This is a genomic window from Xanthomonas sp. NCPPB 901 (assembly GCF_056725085.1).
Genome location: NZ_CM161511.1, coordinates 1,216,483 through 1,236,222 on the forward strand (window position 1 = coordinate 1,216,483; position 19,740 = coordinate 1,236,222).

Consider the following 19,740-nt stretch of genomic DNA (forward strand, 5'->3'; position numbering starts at 1 on the left):
CCCGTAGCCGGCGGCTGCTCAGACGTCGCGACCGGCCTCGCGCAGGCGGCGCCGGCAGTGCGTCACCGCCACGGCGATGTGCTTTTCGACCGTGCGCGGCGAGATGCCCAGTCGCGCGGCGATCTGCGCGATGCTCAGGTTGCGCCCGCGGAACAGCACGAACACCCGCCGCGCCTGCGCCGGCAGGTCGCGGATCGCCTGCAGCAGCAGCGCGTACTCCTGCTGGCTCAACGCGCTCTGGTACGGCGAGGGCGCCGGCGACGGCACCGTGTCGATGCCGTCGTTGGCGGCGGCAAAGCGGCTGCGCGAGGCCGCCACGCGGCCCTGGTCGATGGCTACGTTGTCGACCACGCGCCGCAGGTAACTGGCCGGATCGCGCAGGCTGCGCGCGTCGGGCGCATCGGCGGCCGGGGCGCGGGTGGCCAGGCGCAGCCAGGCATCGTGCACCAGGTCGTTGGCCGCGCCGGCGTACTTGCGCGCCGCGTAGCGCTGCAGCTCGGTGTAGTGGCTTTCCAGCGCATCCGCCAGCGCGGCTGGCGGGTCCTGGGGAGGAGGAAGGGGCATGGCATCCATCCGCAGACCACAAGGAAAGGGATGGAATTCTAATTTGGATGAGATTCATTCTCAATTGAAGTGACGCCACGCCGGTTTCCGCCGTGCGTTTGCGTCGGCACTGCGGTCCACGCTGGAGAAACTGCAAAACCGCTGCCGGATCAGGCGCTTGGGCTAGGACAGCGAATGCCGGCGGCGCCCGCCCGGCGAGGGTCTGGCCGCGCACGCGCTTGCGGTCGTGGCTGGGACTGGTATCGTGCGCCGCCCGATCCTCGACGCCGAGACCTGAGCGATGCGTGGCACTCTCTACATCGTGGCGGCCCCGTCCGGCGCCGGCAAGAGCAGCATCGTCAACGCCACCCTGGCGCGCGATCCGCAGATCGCGCTGTCGATCTCGTTCACCTCGCGTTCGCCGCGTCCGGGCGAACGCCATGCCGAGCACTACCATTTCGTCTCCGCCGAAGAGTTCCAGCGCATGATCGATGCCGGCGACTTCTTCGAGTACGCGCGCGTGCACGGCGACTGGAAGGGCACCGCGCGGCAGTCGGTGGAGCCGCAGCTGGACGCCGGCCACGACGTGTTGCTGGAGATCGACTGGCAGGGCGCGCGCCAGGTGCGGGCCAAGGTGCCGGACGCGGTCAGCGTGTTCATCCTGCCGCCCTCGCGCGAGGCGCTGGAGCAGCGCATGCGCAAGCGCGGCCAGGACAGCGAGGCGGTGATCGCGCAACGGCTGGCCGCCGCGCGCGAGGAGATGTCGCACTACGCCGATTTCGACTACGTCATCGTCAACGAGCACTTCGACACCGCCGTGGACGAGATGTGCGCGATCTTCGTCGCCAGCCGCCTGCGCCGGCCGCAGCAGCAGCAGCGCCATGCCGGGCTGATCGCGACCCTCCTGGAAGAGCAGCCAACTGGCTGATTTCAAAGGGAACTGAATGGGGTGGGGTTGAACTCGGGCGGTGTCCGCCCTACAATCCTCGCCCTTTCCCTCATTCGAACGCGTGGCCGCCGCCGGCCCGCCGGGAGCCCGCATGGCCCGCATCACCGTAGAAGATTGCCTGGAAGTCGTTAACAACCGTTTCGAACTGGTCATGATGGCGTCCAAGCGCGCCCGCCAGCTCGCCAACGGCGTGCAGGCCACCCTCGACAACACCGAGGCGGCCGACAAGCCGACCGTGCTGGCGCTGCGCGAGATCGCCGCGCGCAAGATCGACAACGCGCTGATCGACGAGGTCGAGAAGGCCGAGCGCGAGCGCGCCGAGCGCGAAGCCCTGGAATGGGCCGCGGCCGAGGTGGTGGCCGACGAGGACATGTCCAAGAACGACGACTGACCGCGCCGCCGCGTCGCGAGCGTCCTGCGAACAGCCCGCATCCGCGGGCTGTTTCGTTTTGCGGGTTTGCCGTCCACGCGCCGCTGGCATAGTCTTTCCGCATGAACCCAGGCCCTTCCGCCCAGGTCGCCAACGCCGCGCCGCCGCCGCCGCCGGCCGACGAGGGCGTCCCCGACTACGTCCTTCAGCTCGAACGCAGCGCCAGCTATCTGCCTGCCGAGCAGATCCCGCTGCTGCGCCGCGCCTGGGAGGTCGGGGCGGCCGCGCACGCGGGGCAGACCCGCAAGTCGGGCGAGCCGTACATCACCCATCCGGTGGCGGTGGCCGGGGTGCTGGCCGAGCTCGGCCTGGACGTGGAGGCGCTGATCGCGGCGATCCTGCACGACACCATCGAGGACACGCCGCTGACCCGCGCCGAGCTGGCCGCCGAGTTCGGCGAGGCGGTGGCCGAACTGGTCGACGGCGTCACCAAGCTGGACAAGCTCAAGTTCCGCGACCGCCAGGAAGCGGCCGCCGAGAGCTTCCGCAAGATGCTGCTGGCGATGTCGCGCGACCTGCGCGTGATCATGATCAAGCTCGCCGACCGCCTGCACAACATGCGCACGCTGGGCGCGCAGAGCGCCGAGGCGCGCAGCCGCATCGCCCGCGAGACCCTGGAGATCTACGCGCCGATCGCCCAGCGCCTGGGCATGAGCCTGATGAAGTCCGAGCTGCAGAACCTCGGCTTCCGCGCCCTGCACCCGTGGCGCCACGCGATCATCGAAAAGCACATCCGCAGCCAGCCGGTGGTGCGCCGCGAGTCGATGGCGCAGGTGGAAGTGCAGTTGTCGCAGCGTCTGGCCAAGGAAGGGCTGGAACACCGGCTGGTGAGCCGGATCAAGACGCCGTGGAGCATCTACAACAAGATGCGCGACGAGAACAAATCCTTCGATCAGGTGATGGACGTGTTCGGCTTCCGCCTGGTGGTGCGCGGCGTGCCGGACTGCTACCACGCCCTCGGTGCGGTGCATGCCACCTTCAAGCCGCTGGACGCGCGTTTCCGCGATTTCATCGCCATTCCCAAGGCCAACGGCTACCAGTCGCTGCACACGGTGCTGTTCGGCCCCTACGGCTCGCCGATCGAGGTGCAGATCCGCACCGAGGAGATGGACCTGATCGCCGAACGCGGCGTCGCCGCGCACTGGACCTACAAGTTCGGCGGCGATTCGCCCAACAGCGCGCAGAGTCGCGCGCATGCGTGGATCGTCGAACTGATCGAATCGCAGCGCGCCGCCGGCTCGTCGCTGGAGTTCCTGGACAACGTCAAGGTCGATCTGTTCCCGGACGAGGTCTACCTGTTCACGCCCAAGGGCAAGATCCTGGCGCTGCCGCGCAACTCCACGGCGCTGGACTTCGCCTATGCGGTGCATACCGACGTCGGCAACCGCGCGGTGGCCTCGCGCGTGGACAAGAAACTGGTGCCGCTGCGCACCAAGCTGGTCAGCGGGCAGACGGTGGAAGTGATCACCGCGCGCTCGGCCACGCCCAAGCCGCAGTGGCTGGAGTTCGTGGTCAGCAGCAAGGCGCGCACCGCGATCCGCCACCAGCTCAAGCAGCTCGAGCACGAGGACGCGGTGCAGCTCGGCCATCGCATGCTCGACCGCGCGCTGGAGGCGATGGACAGCTCGCTGGAGCGGCTGCCCAAGGGCCGCCTGGATTCGTTCCTCAGCGAACACCGCTATCCGCGCCTGGAGGCGCTGCTGGCCGACGTGGCGCTGGGCAACTGGATGCCCAACCAGGCGGCGCAGGCGCTGATGGCCTATGCCGAACTGCGTGGTGGCGGCCATTCCAAGCACTCGCAGGAAAAGATCCTGATCAACGGCACCGAGCGCGGCGTGGTCAGCTTCGCCAACTGCTGCCAGCCGATTCCCGGCGACGAGATCATGGGCTACCACACCGCCGGCAAGGGCATCGTGGTGCATCGCCTGGACTGTCCGAACCTCGCCGAACTGCGCAAGTCGCCCGAGCGCTGGGTGCCGATCGGCTGGGACAGCAGCGTCATCGGCGACTACGACACCGCGCTGGTGGTGGAGGTGGAGAACCGCACCGGCGTGCTCGCGCAGCTGGCCGCGGCGATCGCGCAGAGCCAGTCCAACATCGAGCGCGTCGACTACCTGGACCGCGACTTCAACGCCGCGGTGCTGCGCTTCAACATCCAGGTGCGCGACCGCAACCACCTGGCCGAAGTGATGCGCCGGCTGCGGCGCTTGAATGCGGTGCAGAGCGTGCGTCGCCAGTAAGGCGTCGGGATTGGGGAGTCGGAGCGCGCCTGGCCTTGGCGTCGTAGGAGCGGGCAAAGTGGATACCCGCGGCATGCCTGGCGGGCACGCTGTTCCCGATTCCCGATTCCCGATTCCCGATTCCCCAATCCCCAATCCCCAATCCCCAATCGCGCGCGCCAGCTAAACTAGGCGGACATTCTTCCAACGGAGTCGCCATGTCCCGCCAGATCATCCATACCGACCGAGCACCGGCCGCGATCGGCCCGTATTCGCAGGCCGTGCGTGCCGGCAACACCGTGTACTTCTCCGGGCAGATCCCGCTGGATCCGGCCACCGGCGAGATCGTCGCCGGCGACATCGCCGCGCAGGCGCGCCGCGCCTTCGACAACCTGCAAGCGGTGGCCGAGGCGGCCGGCGGCTCGCTGGACCGCATCGTGCGCCTGGGGCTGTACCTCACCGACCTGGCGCAGTTCGCGCAGGTCAACGCGGTGATGCAGGACTACTTTCAGGCGCCGTTCCCCGCGCGTTCCACCATCGAAGTGTCGGCGCTACCCAAGGGCGCGGGCTTCGAGGTGGACGCGGTGATGGTGCTGGACTGATCCCCAGCCGTGCCGCGCGTGCAGGTTCCGGCGCCGGCGCTGTCGGCGGCAGGCGAGGTGCCGCTGACCACGCTGCCCGGCGTCGGTCCCAAGCTGGCCGAGAAGTTCGCCGCGCGCGGCCTGTCCACGCTGCAGGACCTGTGGCTGCACCTGCCGCTGCGCTATGAGGACCGCACCCGCCTGACCACGGTGGCGGCACTGCAGCCGGGTGTGCCGGCGCAGATCGAAGGGCGGGTGCAGGCGGTGGACCGCGGCTTCCGCTACCGGCCGATGCTGCGCGTGGCGGTGGCCGACGACTCGCGCGGCACCCTGGTGCTGCGCTTCTTCCAGTTCCGCGCCGCGCAGGCGGCGCAGTTCGCGGTCGGCGTGCGTTTGCGCGCGTTCGGCACGCCCAAGCCGGGCCAGCACGGGCTGGAGTTCGTGCATCCCAGCTATCAGCTCCTCGGCGAGGACGGCGACGCGGCGCTGGGCGATCGCCTGGATCCGGTGTATCCGGCGGTGGAGGGCGTCGGCCCGGCGACCGTGCGCCGGCTGATCGGGCAGGCGCTGGACCGGCTGCCGGAGGAGGCGGCGCTGGAACTGCTGCCGGCCTCGCTGCTGGCCGAACTCGGCCTGCCGTCGCTGCGCAGCGCGCTGCTGGTCGCGCACCGGCCGCCGCCGCAGGCCGACCTGGCCGCGCTCGCCGCCGGCCTGCATCCGGCGCAGCAGCGCCTGGCGCTGGAAGAACTGCTCGCGCATCACCTGAGCCTGCGTCGCCAGCGCATCGCCCTGCAGTGCCAGCCGGCGCCGTCGCTGCGCGGCCGCGGGGCGCTGGCCAAGCGTTTGCAGCAGTCGCTGCCGTTCCGACTCACCGGCGCGCAGCAGCGCGTGTTCGCGCAGATCCGCGCCGACCTGGAACGGCCGGTGCCGATGCTGCGGCTGGTGCAGGGCGACGTCGGCAGCGGCAAGACCGTGGTCGCGGCGCTGGCGGCGATGCTGGCGGTGGACAAGCGCAAGCAGGCGGCGCTGGCGGCGCCGACCGAACTGCTCGCCGAACAGCATCTGGCCAACCTGCGCGGTTGGCTGGAGCCGCTGGGCGTGCGCGTGGCCTGGCTGGCCGGCAAGGTCACCGGCAAGGCGCGCAGCGCGACCCTGGCGCAGATCGCCTCGGGCGAGGCGCAGGTGGTGGTCGGCACGCACGCGCTGATGCAGGAGGCGGTGCGCTTCCACGACCTGGCGCTGGCCATCGTCGACGAGCAGCATCGCTTCGGCGTGCACCAGCGCCTGGCGCTGCGCGACAAGGGCGCCTCGGGCGCGGGCGTGCCGCACCAGTTGGTGATGACAGCCACGCCGATCCCGCGCACGCTGGCGATGGCCGCATATGCCGACCTGGACGTGTCCTCGATCGACGAACTTCCGCCGGGGCGCACCCCGGTGCAGACCATCGTGCTCAATGCCGAGCGTCGTCCGGAGCTGGTGCAGCGCATCCGCGTGGCCTGCGCGGAAGGCCGCCAGGCGTACTGGGTCTGCACCCTGATCGAAGAGGCCGAGGACAACGCCAAATCCGCGCAGGGCGGTGCCGGCAACCGGCTCGAGGCCAGCGCCGCGCAGGCCACCTTCGAGGCGCTGTCGGCGCAGTTGCCGGAGCTGCGCGTGGGCCTGGTGCATGGGCGCATGAAGCCGGCGGAGAAGCAGGCGGCGATGCGCGCGTTCAAGCAGGGCGAGATCGACCTGCTGGTCGCCACCACCGTCATCGAGGTCGGCGTGGACGTGCCCAATGCCTCGCTGATGATCATCGAGAACGCCGAACGCCTGGGCCTGGCGCAGTTGCACCAGCTGCGCGGGCGGGTCGGGCGCGGCGCGGCCGCCTCCAGTTGCGTACTCATGTACCAGGCGCCGCTGTCGGCGATGGCGCGGCAGCGCCTGGAAACCATGCGCCAGACCAACGACGGCTTCGTCATCGCCGAGAAGGACCTGGAGCTGCGCGGGCCGGGCGAACTGCTCGGCACCCGCCAGACCGGTCTGGCCGCGTTCCGCGTGGCCGACCTGGCCCGCGACGCCGGCCTGCTGCCGCGCGTGCATGCCCTGGCCGACCGGCTGCTGGAGGAGGCGCCGGTCGTGGCCGACCGCATCGTCGCGCGCTGGGTCGGCGGCGCGGTGCGGTTTGCCGGGGCGTGAGGGGCGGGGATTCGGCATCGGGGAGTGGGGATTGGCAAACGCGGCATCGCCACGTCTTCGTTCGTAGGTCGCGGCTGAAGCCGCTCCTGCGACGGAGAGTCGTGCGGCCGCTTCTCACGAATCCCCACTCCTGACTCCCCAATCCCGGCTCCTTCCCATGCCCGCGCCGCAGTGCCAGACTCGGTGGCCGAACGGACGAGCGAAACGACGCATGAGCGACAAGATTCCCCTGTTGATCGATACCGACCCCGGCGTGGACGATGCGCTGGCGCTACTGATGGCGTTCGCCGATCCGCGCCACGAGGTGGTCGGGCTGACCATCGCCGCCGGCAACGTCGGGCTGCGCCACACCGTGCGCAATGCGCTGAAGCTGTGCGAAGTGGCCGGGCGCGAGGATGTGCCGGTGTTCGCCGGCTGCGCCGATCCGCTGCTGCATCCCTCGGTGGACGCCGGGCACGTGCATGGCCAGGACGGCTTCGGCGACGTCGACCTGCCGCCGGCCGCGCGCGGGGCCGAGGCCGAGCATGCCGCGCTGGCGATCCTGCGCCTGTCCCACCAGTACGCCGGGCGCCTGCTGCTGGTCGCGCTGGGGCCGCTGACCAACATCGCGCTGGCGCTGAAGCTGGACCCGACCCTGCCGCAGCGCGTGGGCCGCTTCCTGGTGATGGGCGGGGCGATCACCTGCCACGGCAACATCACCCCGGCCGCCGAGTTCAACATCGCCTTCGATCCGGAGGCCGCGCACATCGTGTTCAAGGCATTCCCGCACATCGAGGTCGCCGACTGGGAGGCGACGGTGGCGCACGGCCTGCCGCACCGCGAGGTCGAGCAGTGGCTGGCGGTGGATGCGCCCAAGGCGCGCTTCTACGAGCTGATCTCGCGCAAGACCCGGCTGTGGTCGGAAGACGCGCGCGGCGAGCACTGGTATGCGGCCGACGCGCTGGCGATGGCCTGGGCGCTGCAGCCCGAGGGCGCCGAGGAAGTGCAGGCGCGGCCGTTGCAGATCGAGCTGTCCGGGGTGCACACCCGCGGCGCCACCCTGGTCGACTGGAACCGCCAGCTGGGCCTGCCGGACAACGCGACCATGCTCATCCGCTACGACCACGCCCGCTTCCTGGGACTGGCCCGCGCGGCGGTCGGCGCCGGTTGAGCCTGTCGGACCGGGCGGCACCTCCGGGGCAGGGCGCCCCGGGCGACGTCAGCGCACCTGCCCGAACGTAAACGTTGCGTGGAGGGCAGGAGCGCTGTTATAGTTTCCCTCTTGTCCAGCAGCCACCTACGGTGCGAGCCCATGAAGGCCGACATCCATCCCCAGTACCGCGACGTCGTGTTCCACGATGTCACCTCCGATTTCAAGATCCTGACCCGTTCGACCATGTCCTCGAAAGAGACGGTCAAGTGGGAAGACGGCGAAGAGTACCCGCTGATCAAGGTCGAAATTTCCTCGGCTTCGCACCCGTTCTACACGGGCAAGCACAAGGTCATCGACACCAGCGGCCGTATCGACAAGTTCCAGAAGCGCTACGCGCGCTGATCGGAACCGTCGGACGGAAGTAAAGCGACGGCCGCTTGCGCGGCCGTTTTGCTATCCGCTGTCTCCTCCCGGCGCGAATGCGCCGGTGGCCTCCTCCCGCGATAGTGCGGCGAGGATGCAACGCTGTGTCGCTTTCCCGCCGCCATCGTGCCGCGGGGGCGATGAGCGACGACGCAAATGCTGCTGTGCGATAATGGCGCGATCCGTGGCGATTGCCGTGGACTTCCTTCACGCGTCTGTTCGCAACGTAATCGGACAGGCGCCTTCCATCGAGGAGCGCACACTGTGTCCGATCTTGATCAGGTCACGTTGAACGCCGGCGACAAGTCGGTCGTTCTTCCGGTACTCAAGCCCACCCTGGGCAACGATTGCGTCGACATTTCCAAGTTGACCAAGGAGACCGGTTTCTTCACCTACGACTCGGGCTTCACCGCGACCGCCAGCTGCAAGTCGGCGATCACCTACATCGACGGCGACAACGGCGTGCTGCTGTACCGCGGCTACCCGATCGAACAGCTGGCCGAGAAGTCCAACTTCCTCGAAGTGGCCTACCTGCTGATGAACGGCGAGTTGCCCACCGCCGACGAATTCAAGAAGTTCGACCACGAAGTGACGCATCACACGATGATGCACGAGTCGCTGAAGAACTTCCTCGGCGGCTTCCGCCACGACGCGCATCCGATGGCGATGATGGCCGGTACCGTGGCCTCGCTGTCGGCGTTCTACCACGACACCCTCGACCTCAACGATCCGGAGCAGCGCCGCCTGGCCGCGATCCGCCTGATCGCCAAGGTGCCGACGATCGCCGCCGCCGCCTACCGTTATTCGATCGGCTGGCCGATCCGCTACCCGCGCAACAACCTCGGCTACGTCGAGCGCTTCCTGCACATGATGTTCGAGGTGCCGAGCGAGCAGCTGCAGATGAACCCGGTCGTGGCCAAGGCCCTGGACCTGCTGTTCATCCTGCACGCCGACCACGAGCAGAATGCCTCGACCTCGACCGTGCGTCTGGTCGGTTCCACCGGCGCCAACCCGTACGCCTCGGTCGCCGCGGGCATCACCGCGCTGTGGGGCCCGGCGCATGGCGGCGCCAACGAAGCCGTGCTGAAGATGCTGGAAGAGATCGGCACCGCCGACAACGTCGAGAGCGCCGTGGCCAAGGCCAAGGACAAGAACTCGAGCTTCCGCCTGATGGGCTTCGGCCACCGCGTGTACAAGAACTTCGACCCGCGCGCGAAGATCATCCGCGAGATGACCCACAAGGTGCTGGGCGAGCTGGGCGTCAACGACCCGCTGCTGGAAGTGGCGCTGAAGCTGGAAGAGGCCGCGCTGAAGGACGACTACTTCGTGCAGCGCAAGCTGTACCCGAACGTCGACTTCTACTCGGGCATCATCTACAAGGCGCTGAACATTCCGGTGGAGATGTTCACCGTGATGTTCGCCATCGCCCGCACCGCCGGCTGGGTCTCGCACTGGCTGGAGCAGCAGGTCGATCCGGAAATGAAGATCGGCCGTCCGCGCCAGATCTACACCGGCTACGACAAGCGCGACTACACCAGCGCCGACAAGCGCTGATCGATCCCCTCACGGTGGTCCGCAACGCCCCGCCTCGCGCGGGGCGTTTTCGTTTGCGCGGGGGGCAGCGGGGAAGGGCCTGGCCGCCGTCGGGTCGCGCCCGCGGCGCGCCCGCACGATGGCGCGCCGCCCGCCTCAGCCATCGCGCGGTGCGTGGCCGCGTTCAGCCGTCCTGGTAGTCGGCGATGTCCTGCTCGGTCAGCAGTTGCCGCAATTGCGGCATCGAGGCGCGTCGCATCGGTTTTTCGTCGACCTGCGACAGCGGCGCCTGGCGCAGCGCGTCGTAGGGCAGCACGGTCAGGTCGAAGGTCAGCTCCTCGGCGGTGAACAGCCACACCGGGAAGTCCTCGCTGCGCTCGCGGTCCAGGCGCAGGCGACGGCTGCGCAGCTCGGCCGGGACGCGGTGCTCTTCGAGGAAGCGCGCCACCGCCTCGGCATCGTCGCTGTGCAGGTGCAGTTGCACCGGGCTGTTGGCGTCGGCGGTGCCGTCGTGCACCGGCCCGGCCAGGCGCGGCGCGAACGCGTGCAGGAAGTCCATCGCGCGCAGCGCCGCCTCGCGGCGCCGGCGCAGTTCGCCGGCATGGTCGGGGCCGGCGAACAGCCGCTGGTATTCGCGCAGGGCGTCCTCGATCTCGCTGTTGCGCGGCAGCGAGGCGTCGTCGTGGATGCCGAGCCGGTCGGCCGCTTTCAGCTTGGCCTGGTGGAAATCGCGGATGCCGCCTTCGGCCATCAGGCGGGCGGCTTCGTGCGCCAGCCGGCGGCGGCGTTCGTGCGTGCGGGTCCGGGCATGTTGCCGAGCGTGGTGCATGGAGCGCCTCCCCTCAAAGCCTGGCCCGACTGTACCGCAGCCTTGCGAAATTCGGGTGTAGCCGGCGGCGCTGCGTGCGACAGTCGCCGGCGGGGCGCGCGCCCGGCGCACTGCCCCCGGCGGGCGCCGGGGGCGTGGAGTGCGGCGCGATCAGAAGATGTCGAACGCCGCGTCGTCGGTCTTCTGGTCCTGCAGGCTTTCGTCGAACTGCTGGATGCGGTCCATGTCCTCGGTCTTGACCCACTCGGTGGCGCCGTTGAGGGTGACCTGGACCATGCCGCCCGGCGGATCGTTGCGGGCGATCGGCTGGTCCTTCAGCGCGACCCGCATGTAGTCGATCCAGATCGGCAGCGCCGCCTTGCCGCCGTACTCGCGGTAGCCGAGCGAGCGGTAGTCGTCGCGGCCGACCCAGACGGTGGTCACGTACGGCCCGCCGAAGCCGGAGAACCAGGCGTCGCGGTGGTCGTTGGTGGAGCCGGTCTTGCCGCCGACGTCCTCGCGGCCCAGCACCTTGGCCGGGGTGCCGGTGCCGCGCTGGACCACGTCGCGCATCATCGACACCAGCTGATAGGCGGTGCGTTCGTCGATGGCGCGCGGCGCCACCTTGGCCTCGGGGTCGGTGGGCTTTTCGGCTGCGGCCGCCGTGGCCGCGGTGGCCGCGGGCGCGGCCGGCTTGTCCGCCGGCGGCGGCGTCGCCGCGCCGAAGTTGAAGCCGTCGACCACCTGGCTGACCGGCGCGGCGTTGCCGCCGACGCTGCCGCAGCTGCGGCAGGCGGTCAGCGGATGCTCCTGGAACAGCACCTTGCCGTCGCGGTCGGTGACCTTGTCGATGATCCAGGTGTTGACCAGCGAGCCGCCATTGACGAACACCGTGTAGCCGCGGGCCACCGACAGCGGCGTCAGCGAGGCGGTGCCCAGCGACATCGACAGGTTCGGCGGCAGCTCGGCCTCCTGGAAGCCGAACTGGCTGATGTACTTGCGCGCGAAGTCCACGCCGATGGCGTCCAGCAGGCGCACCGAGACCAGGTTGCGCGACTGCACCAGCGCTTCGCGCAGGCGCATCGGGCCGCGGAAGCCGCCGCCGTCGTTCTGCGGCGACCAGGTCTTGCCGCGGCGGTCGCGGAACACCACCGGCGCGTCGAGCACGATCGAGGCCGGGTTGAAGCCCTTCTCGAACGAGGCCGCGTACAGGAAGGGCTTGAAGCTGGAGCCGGGCTGGCGCCGCGCCTGGGTGGCGCGATTGAACTTGTTGCCGGCATAGCTGAAGCCGCCGACCATGGCGCGCAGCGCGCCGTTGTTGGCGTCCAGCGAGACCAGCGCGGCCTGGGCGCGCGGGATCTGGGTGATCTCCCATTCGCCCGGCTTGTCGCCGGCCTGGATGCGCACCAGGTCGCCGCGCTTGAGCAGGGCGGCCGGGCTGCGTCCGGTCCAGCGGCTGGCGGCCACCGGCAGCACCAGCTCGGTCTTGTTGGCGAGCACCACGGTCGCGCTGCCGTCGCTGCCGGTGCTGGCGACGATGCTCGGCAGCATCCCGTCCTGCCCGTAGACGCCGCTCAGGTGGCTGGCCAGCGCCGCCGCATCGGCATTGGCGGGGACGTCGAAGTGCTTCTCCACGCCATGCCAGCCATGTCGACGGTCGTAGATGATCAGGCCCTCGCGCACCGCATGGTTGGCCGCGGTCTGCAGGGTCGAGTCGATGCTGGTGTAGACGTGGTAGCCCTTGTCCAGCACGTCGCCGCCGAAGCGCGCGATCATCTCCTGGCGGACCAGTTCGGCCACGTAGGGCGCCTCGACCTCGACCGGGCGTTCGTGCGGCGTGGCGTGCATCGGCACCGCCTTGGCCGCCTCGGCCTCGGCCGGGGTGATGAAGCCCAGGGCGGCCATGCGGCTGAGCACGTAGTTGTCGCGGCGCTGCTTGGCGCGCTCGGGGTTGCTGATCGGGTTGCCGCTGGAGGGGAACTTGGGGATGCCGGCCAGCGAGGCCATCTCGTCCAGGCTCAGCTCGTTGAGCTTCTTGCCGTAGTAGTACTCGGCGGCGGCGGCGATGCCGTAGGCGCGGTTGCCGAAGAAGCTCTTGTTGAGATACAGCTCGAAGATCTCGTCCTTGCTCAGCTCGGCCTCGATCTTGCGTGCCAGCAGGATCTCCGCCAGCTTGCGGGTGTAGCTGTACTCCGAACTCAGGAAGAACTGGCGGGCGACCTGCTGGGTGATGGTGGAGCCGCCCGGCACGCGCTTGTCGTTGGTGGTGGCCAGCAGCCACACCGCGCGGGCGATGCCCTTGTAGTCGACGCCGCCGTGCTCGTAGAAACGGGCGTCCTCGGTGGCCAGGAAGGCCTGCTTCAGCCGCTCTGGCACGTCCTTCATGGTGATGGGGTAGCGCCGGGTCTCGCCGAACAGCGCCATCAGCTTGCCGTCGCTGGAGTAGACGTACATGGGCTCCTGCAGTTCGACCTTGCGCAGGGTCTGCACATCCGGGAGCTTGGAGGAGACGACGTAGTACAGCCCGCCTGCCACGGCGGCGCCGACCAGGCCGAGGAGGACGAACGTGACCAGCGCCCAGCGCAGCCAACGACGAAAACGGGGCATCGCGAGAGATTCCGATTGCAGATTTCTTGGGCGCAGAGTATAGAGTACGCCGGGGAACGGCTGGGGCCGGTTCCGGGGATGCGACGGGTTTGCTGCCGCAGGTCATGCCGTGACACGGATCGCGACATGCAACCGGGCGGTTGCCAATTGCAAAAAATTTGTTATTAATGCGCTGGCGCAACATTGGCGCCCAAATGCCCGCCGGCAGGGGAAAATCCGTGGGGCTTATCCCAAAGAGTCAGCAACCGCTGATCGGCATCGACATCAGTTCTACCGCAGTCAAGCTGCTGCAGCTTTCGCGTAACGGCAACCGGTTCCGCGTCGAGCATTACGCCGTCGAACCCTTGCCGCCCAATGCCGTGGTCGAAAAGAACATCGTCGAGGTCGAGGCGGTGGGCGAGGCGATCCGTCGCGCCGTGACCCGTTCCGGCACCCGCGCCAAGCATGCCGCGGCGGCCGTGGCCGGTTCGGCGGTGATCACCAAGGTGATCCCGATGCCGGCCGAGCTGGACGAGAGCGAGCTGGAAGCCCAGGTCGAGCTGGAGGCGGTGAACTACATCCCGTATCCGATCGAGGAAGTGAACCTGGATTTCGAGGTGCTGGGCGTCATCCCCAACAACCCCGAGATGGTGCAGGTGCTGCTGGCCGCCTCGCGTTCGGAGAACGTGGAACTGCGCCAGTCGGCCCTGGAACTGGGCGGCCTGGTGGCCAAGGTGATGGACGTGGAGGCCTTCGCGGTCGAGAACGCCTTCGCGCTGGTGGCCAGCGAGCTGCCGGTGGCCGCCGACGGCATCGTCGCCCTGGTCGACATCGGCGCCACCATGACCACCCTCAATGTCCTGCGCGGCGGGCGCAGCCTGTACAGCCGCGAACAGGTGTTCGGCGGCAAGCAGCTGACCGACGAAGTGATGCGCCGCTATGGCCTGACCTACGAGGAAGCCGGCATGGCCAAGCGCCAGGGCGGGCTGCCGGAGAGCTACGAGGTCGAGGTGCTGGAACCGTTCAAGGAAGCCACGGTGCAGCAGATCAGCCGCCTGCTGCAGTTCTTCTACGCCGGCAGCGAATTCAACCGGGTCGACCACATCGTGCTGGCCGGCGGCTGCGCCGCCCTGGTCGGATTGCCGGAGATGGTGGAGGAGCAACTGGGCGTGGCCACGGTGGTCGCCAACCCGTTGGCGCAGATGACCCTGGGGCCGAAGGTCCAGGCGCATGCGCTGGCCCAGGATGCGCCGGCGCTGATGATCGCCACCGGCCTGGCGCTGAGGAGCTTCGACTGATGGCGAAGATCAATCTGCTGCCCTGGCGGGCGGAACGGCGCAAGCAGCGCGAACGCGAGTTCTATTCGATGCTTGGCCTGGCCGCATTCGCCGGGGTGTTGCTGGCGGCGCTGATCTGGTTCTACTACGACCTGCAGATCAGCGGCCAGAACGAGCGCAACGCCTACCTGCAGAGCGAGATCGAGAAGGTCCAGGCGCAGAACAAGGAAATCGACACCCTCGACGAGAAGAAGCGCCGGCTGCTGGCGCGCAAGCAGGTCATCGAGGAGCTGCAGGCCAAGCGCTCGCAGATGGTGCATCTGTTCGACGCGCTGGTGCGGACCATCCCCGACGGTGTGGTGCTGACCTCGGTGAAGCAGGAAGGCGACACGCTCACCCTGGAAGGCCGCTCGCAATCCAATGCCCGGGTCAGCAACTACATGCGCAATCTCGAAGGCTCGGGCTGGATGACCAATCCGGAGCTGACGGTGATCGAGGCCAAGGCCCAGGAGAAGGAAGCCAAGGGGCCGATCGTCGACACCAAGGCGTTGCCGTACGTGTTCACGCTGCGGGTCAAGCTGCCGGTGCCGGGCGAGGGCGTCGATCCGGCCGCCGATGCGACGCCACCTGCCGGCCCCGCGACGCCCGCGCCCCCCGCCGGCGCACCGGGCGCCCCTGCACCTGCGGCGGGCAGCCCTGCCGCACCGGCACCGGCCACTGCGCCGGCACCGGCCGCCACGCCAGCGCAACAGGGACCGGCGTCATGAGCAAGAAATTCAATATCAAAGAGCTGGATTTCAACAACATCGGCAGCTGGCCGCAGCAGGCCAAGATCGTGTTCTGCGTGCTGGTGACCCTGTTCATCCTGGCCATCTCGTGGTTCCTGCTGATCAGCGGCAAGAGCGATGAGCTGGAAGGGCTGGAACAGAAGGAAACCGAGCTGCGCGCCACCTTCGAGAAGGAACAGAGCCGTGCGGTGAACCTGCAGCCGCTCAAGCAGCAGCTGGTGCAGATGGAGCAGGTATTGCAGCAGATGCTGCGGCAGTTGCCGAGCAAGACCGAGATGCCCGACCTGATCATCGACATCTCGCAGACCGCGCTGTCCAGCGGCCTGACCAACGAGCTGTTCCAGCCGGGCCCGGAGTCGCCGAAGGAGTTCTACGCGGAGAAGCCGATCGCCTTGCGCATGGTCGGCAGCTACCACCAGTTCGGCGCCTTCGTCAGCGGCGTGGCGTCGCTGCCGCGGGTGGTGATCCTGACCATGCACGACATCAACCTGAAGCCGCGCGACAAGAGCAACGGCATCACCGCGCGCGGCGAATTGGAACTGTCCGGCACGGTCAAGACCTATCGCTATCTGGACGACAAGGAAATGGCCGAACAGGAGCAGGCCGCGGCGGCCGCGAAGAAGGCCGGCAAGCAAGGCGGTGGTGCATGAGCCGGCAGCCTCGCATGGTCAAGATGCTTGCCGCGGTCGCGCTGGCGCTGGTGCTTGGCGGTTGCGGCCGCAGCATCACCAGCACGCCGGGCGATGCGCCCAATCTGGAGAACTGGGTGAAGGAAGTGCGCGCCCGACCGGCGCAGCCACTGGAGCCGTTGCCGGTGATGCAGCAGTTCGAGACCTTCGAGTATGCGGCGCAGGGTCTGCGCGATCCGTTCAGCGATGCCTGGGCCAGCCCCGACGGCAGCAGCGGCCTGCGCCCGGATCCGAACCGCCGCAAGGAGCCGCTGGAACAGTTCCCGCTGGACAGCCTCAACATGGTCGGCACGCTCGGCAGCGGCGCGGGCCAGGTGGCGCTGGTGATGGCACCGGACAAGGTGACCTACCGCGTGCGTCCGGGCGTGTACATGGGGCAGAGCGATGGCCGCGTGACCGGGGTGCACGAGGATCGCATCGATTTGATTGAACTGGTGCCGGATGGCGCCGGCGGCTGGCTGGAACGTCCCGCCTCCGTCGCGCTGGACGATCAATGATTGATTATGGGGATAGCACGATGACTTTTTCCAAAGCCCTGAGCTTGCGCCCCATCCGGCGCCACGCGACGATGCGGCTATGCGCGTTGGGGTTGGCGGCGATGCTCGGGAACGCGGTCGTCGCCAGCGCGACGCCGGCCGCCGCGCCTGCTGCCGCGCCCGCCGCAGCTGCGACGGCGCCGGCCAAGCTCACGGTGTCGAAGATCGACTTCAAGCGCGGCGACGGCGGCGCGGGACGGCTGATCCTGTCCTTCAGCGGGACCGGCGCCAGCCCGGATCTGCGCACCCAGGGCAACAGCGTCGTGGTCGACGTCGGCAACGCGACGCTGCCGCCGGAGTTGCAGCGGCCGCTCAACGTCACCGACTTCGCCACCCCGGTGCAGCGCATCGACGCCAAGCCGTACGCCGGCGGTGCCGAGCTGGTGCTGAACACCAATGGCCCGTTCGAATCGATGGCCTACCAGTCGGGCAGCGACTACGTGGTCGAGATCACCCCGCGCGCCGCCGCGCCGGCGGTGGGCGCGGTCACCGCGACCACGGTCAGCCAGGCCGCCGCGCAGGTGGCCGCCCGCGGCTACAGCGGCAAGCCGGTGACCTTCAACTTCCAGGACGTGCCGGTGCGCACGGTGCTGCAGCTGATCGCCGAGGAATCCAATCTCAACATCGTCGCCTCCGACACCGTGCAGGGCAGCGTCACCCTGCGCCTGGTCAACGTGCCGTGGGACCAGGCCCTGGACATCGTGCTGCGCGCCAAGGGCCTGGACAAGCGCCGCGACGGCAAGGTGATCTGGGTCGCGCCGCAGCAGGAGCTGGCCAAGTTCGAACAGGACAAGGAAGACGCGCGCATCGCGATCGAGAACCGCGAGGACCTGGTCACCGACTACGTGCAGATCAACTACCACAGCGCCACGGCGATCTTCAAGGCGCTGACCGAGGCCAAGGGCATCGGCGGTGGCGGTGGCGGTGGCGGCGGCTCGGGTGGCAGCAACAGCCAGAACGACAACGGCTTCCTGTCGCCGCGTGGACGCATCGTCGCCGACGAGCGCACCAATACGTTGATGATCAGCGACATCCCCAAGAAGGTCGCGCAGATGCGCGAGCTGATCAACGTGATCGACCGGCCGGTCGACCAGGTGCTGATCGAGGGCCGCATCGTCATCGCCACCGATACCTTCGCCCGCGATCTGGGCGCGCGCTTCGGCATCGCCGGTCGCCGGCAGTACGGCGACAACACCGGCGTGGTCAGCGGCAACCTGGCCAACAACACGTCGATCCTCAACAACAGTGTGCACAACATCCCCAGCGGGCTGAACTTCAACATGCCCGCCGGCACCTTCACCAACGGCACGCCGGGTGCCATCGCCTACACCTTGCTGGGCGCCAACTTCTCGCTGGACATGGAATTGTCGGCGCTGCAGGAAGAGGGCCGCGGTGAGGTGCTCTCCAATCCGCGTATCGTGACGTCCAACCAGCGCGAGGCGGTGATCCGGCAAGGCAAGGAAATCGGCTACGTCACGGTCACCGGCGGCACCGGCGGCACCGCTGCCACCCCGAACGTGCAGTTCAAGGAAGTGCTGCTGGAACTGAAGGTGACGCCGACGATCACCGACGACAATCGCATCTTCTTGAACATGAATGTCAAGAAGGACGAGGTGGAGCGCTACGTCACCCTGCCGCTGTACGGCACGGTCCCGGAAATCAATCGCCGCGAGATCAACACCGCGGTGCTGGTCGACGACGGGCAGACCGTGGTGATCGGCGGCGTCTACGAGTTCACCGACCGCAGCAGCGTTGCCAAGGTGCCGTTCCTGGGCGACATCCCGTTCCTGGGCAATCTGTTCAAGCAGCGTGGCCGCAGCAAGAGCAAGGCGGAACTGCTGATCTTCGTGACCCCGAAGGTGATGCGCGTGGCCAAGCGCGCCGGCTGATCGGCGCGGACAAGGCGGGATCCTCCGACGGGAGAGGCGCAGGCCTCTCCCGTCGGCGTTTGCGGGCCATGGTGGATGAGGAAATCCTGAATTCGCAGCACGCCAGGTCGGCCGCGCGCGGAACCATTTCCCCCGGCGATCGGTCAGACTGCACAAATGAACACGCCATCCCCAACCCTCGCTTCCCCGCCGGCCGCGCCCGAGCAGCAGCGCCTGCACGCCGCGTTTGTCGCCCTGCGCGACGGCCTGTCCCAAACCATCATCGGCCAGTCGGCGCTGGTAGAGCGCCTGCTGATCGCGCTGCTCGCCGACGGCCATCTGCTGGTCGAAGGCGCGCCCGGCCTGGCCAAGACCACCGCGATCCGGGCCCTGGCGTCGCGCCTGGAAGCGGACTTCGCCCGCGTCCAGTTCACCCCCGATCTGCTGCCGGCCGACCTCACCGGCACCGAGGTGTGGCGTCCACAGGAGAGCCGCTTCGAGTTTCTGCCCGGGCCGATCTTCCATCCGATCCTGCTCGCCGACGAGATCAACCGTGCGCCGGCCAAGGTGCAATCGGCGCTGCTCGAGGCGATGGGCGAGCGCCAGGTCACCGTCGGTCGGCATACCTATGCGCTGCCCAAGCTGTTCCTGGTGATGGCGACGCAGAACCCGATCGAACAGGAAGGCACCTTCCCGCTGCCGGAAGCGCAACTGGACCGCTTCCTGATGCATGTGCGGATCGGCTATCCGGAAGCGGCGGCGGAAGCGGAGATCCTGCGCCTGGCGCGCGAGCGCGCACGCGAGACGCTGGAGGCCGGCGAGGCACCGCCGCCGCGCATGCCGCTGGAGGATGTGTTCGCCGCACGCCGTGCGGTGCTGGCGCTGCACATGGCGCCGCCGCTGGAGCGCTATCTGATCGAACTGGTGCTGGCCTCGCGCGATGCCAGCGGCTACGACGCGGCGTTGGCGCGGCGCATCGCGTGGGGCGCGAGCCCGCGCGGTTCGATCGCGCTGGAGCGCTGCGCCCGCGCCCGGGCCTGGCTGGCCGGGCGCGATTTCGTCACGCCCGACGATGTGCGTGCGGTCGCCGCCGATGTGCTGCGCCACCGCGTGCTGCCCAGCTACGAGGCGACCGCCGAAGGCTGGGACGGCGATCGCCTGGTCGCCGCGTTGCTGGACAAGGTGCCGCCGCCGTGAACG

The 19,740-nt window shown here is 68.7% G+C and carries 17 protein-coding genes; 14 read left to right on the forward strand and 3 right to left on the reverse strand.

Annotation, left to right across the window (positions count from 1 at the left end; translation table 11 throughout):
* Positions 1–18: 18 nt before the first annotated feature.
* Positions 19–564 (reverse strand): RNA polymerase sigma factor, encoded by a 546-nt coding sequence (locus tag AC1PME_RS05030; protein ID WP_254460570.1) that lies wholly within the window; start codon positions 562–564, stop codon positions 19–21.
* Positions 565–844: 280 nt separating this feature from the next.
* Here AC1PME_RS05030 and gmk point away from each other — a divergent pair, with 280 nt between their 5' ends.
* The 8 genes from gmk to AC1PME_RS05070 all read left to right on the forward strand — a co-directional run bounded on the left by gmk (position 845) and on the right by AC1PME_RS05070 (position 10,009).
* Positions 845–1,471 (forward strand): guanylate kinase, encoded by a 627-nt coding sequence (gene gmk, locus AC1PME_RS05035; protein WP_481097496.1) that lies wholly within the window; start codon positions 845–847, stop codon positions 1,469–1,471.
* 112 nt (positions 1,472–1,583) lie between these two features.
* Complete coding sequence (rpoZ, locus tag AC1PME_RS05040; protein WP_254460572.1) at positions 1,584–1,883, forward strand: DNA-directed RNA polymerase subunit omega; 300 nt, start codon at positions 1,584–1,586, stop codon at positions 1,881–1,883.
* A gap of 101 nt (positions 1,884–1,984) precedes the next feature.
* Positions 1,985–4,162, forward strand: a complete 2,178-nt coding sequence (locus AC1PME_RS05045; protein ID WP_254460573.1) for a RelA/SpoT family protein — start codon at positions 1,985–1,987, stop codon at positions 4,160–4,162.
* A 197-nt stretch (positions 4,163–4,359) separates the two neighbouring features.
* Positions 4,360–4,743: a RidA family protein gene (locus tag AC1PME_RS05050; RefSeq protein WP_010341827.1), complete on the forward strand. Its 384-nt coding sequence runs from the start codon at positions 4,360–4,362 to the stop codon at positions 4,741–4,743.
* A 9-nt stretch (positions 4,744–4,752) separates the two neighbouring features.
* Entirely contained in the window at positions 4,753–6,900 is a 2,148-nt protein-coding gene (gene recG, locus AC1PME_RS05055; RefSeq protein ID WP_481097497.1) for an ATP-dependent DNA helicase RecG, read from the forward strand.
* Between the two features lie 211 nt (positions 6,901–7,111).
* Entirely contained in the window at positions 7,112–8,050 is a 939-nt protein-coding gene (locus AC1PME_RS05060; RefSeq protein ID WP_481097498.1) for a nucleoside hydrolase, read from the forward strand.
* Between the two features lie 141 nt (positions 8,051–8,191).
* Positions 8,192–8,434: a type B 50S ribosomal protein L31 gene (locus AC1PME_RS05065; RefSeq protein ID WP_010341537.1), complete on the forward strand. Its 243-nt coding sequence runs from the start codon at positions 8,192–8,194 to the stop codon at positions 8,432–8,434.
* 285 nt (positions 8,435–8,719) lie between these two features.
* The gene (locus AC1PME_RS05070) at positions 8,720–10,009 is read left to right on the forward strand and encodes a citrate synthase (protein ID WP_481097499.1); all 1,290 of its coding nucleotides are present in this window, start codon (positions 8,720–8,722) and stop codon (positions 10,007–10,009) included.
* Positions 10,010–10,172: 163 nt separating this feature from the next.
* Here AC1PME_RS05070 and AC1PME_RS05075 read toward each other — a convergent pair whose 3' ends face one another.
* Both AC1PME_RS05075 and AC1PME_RS05080 read right to left on the reverse strand, forming a co-directional pair.
* Complete coding sequence (locus AC1PME_RS05075) at positions 10,173–10,817, reverse strand: hypothetical protein (RefSeq protein WP_254460576.1); 645 nt, start codon at positions 10,815–10,817, stop codon at positions 10,173–10,175.
* Positions 10,818–10,967: 150 nt separating this feature from the next.
* Positions 10,968–13,403, reverse strand: a complete 2,436-nt coding sequence (locus tag AC1PME_RS05080; RefSeq protein WP_481097500.1) for a penicillin-binding protein 1A — start codon at positions 13,401–13,403, stop codon at positions 10,968–10,970.
* Positions 13,404–13,621: 218 nt separating this feature from the next.
* Here AC1PME_RS05080 and AC1PME_RS05085 point away from each other — a divergent pair, with 218 nt between their 5' ends.
* From AC1PME_RS05085 to AC1PME_RS05110, 6 genes are all read left to right on the forward strand, one after another.
* The gene (locus tag AC1PME_RS05085) at positions 13,622–14,680 is read left to right on the forward strand and encodes a pilus assembly protein PilM (protein ID WP_343237526.1); all 1,059 of its coding nucleotides are present in this window, start codon (positions 13,622–13,624) and stop codon (positions 14,678–14,680) included.
* The gene (locus AC1PME_RS05090) at positions 14,680–15,426 is read left to right on the forward strand and encodes a PilN domain-containing protein (protein WP_481097501.1); all 747 of its coding nucleotides are present in this window, start codon (positions 14,680–14,682) and stop codon (positions 15,424–15,426) included. The genes AC1PME_RS05085 and AC1PME_RS05090 overlap by 1 nt, the downstream gene beginning before the upstream one ends.
* Positions 15,423–16,097: a type IV pilus inner membrane component PilO gene (locus tag AC1PME_RS05095; protein WP_254460580.1), complete on the forward strand. Its 675-nt coding sequence runs from the start codon at positions 15,423–15,425 to the stop codon at positions 16,095–16,097. Before AC1PME_RS05090 ends, AC1PME_RS05095 begins: the two co-directional genes overlap by 4 nt.
* Positions 16,098–16,111: 14 nt before the next feature.
* Positions 16,112–16,633 carry a pilus assembly protein PilP gene (locus tag AC1PME_RS05100; protein WP_430543997.1) on the forward strand — a complete coding sequence of 174 codons (522 nt, stop codon included), beginning with the start codon at positions 16,112–16,114 and terminating at the stop codon, positions 16,631–16,633.
* Between the two features lie 20 nt (positions 16,634–16,653).
* Positions 16,654–18,561, forward strand: coding sequence for a type IV pilus secretin PilQ (locus AC1PME_RS05105; protein WP_254460582.1), 1,908 nt, complete (start codon positions 16,654–16,656; stop codon positions 18,559–18,561).
* Positions 18,562–18,717: 156 nt separating this feature from the next.
* A complete protein-coding gene (locus AC1PME_RS05110; RefSeq protein WP_254460583.1) occupies positions 18,718–19,737 on the forward strand; it encodes an AAA family ATPase in 1,020 nt (339 codons plus the stop codon).
* Positions 19,738–19,740 lie beyond the last annotated feature (3 nt).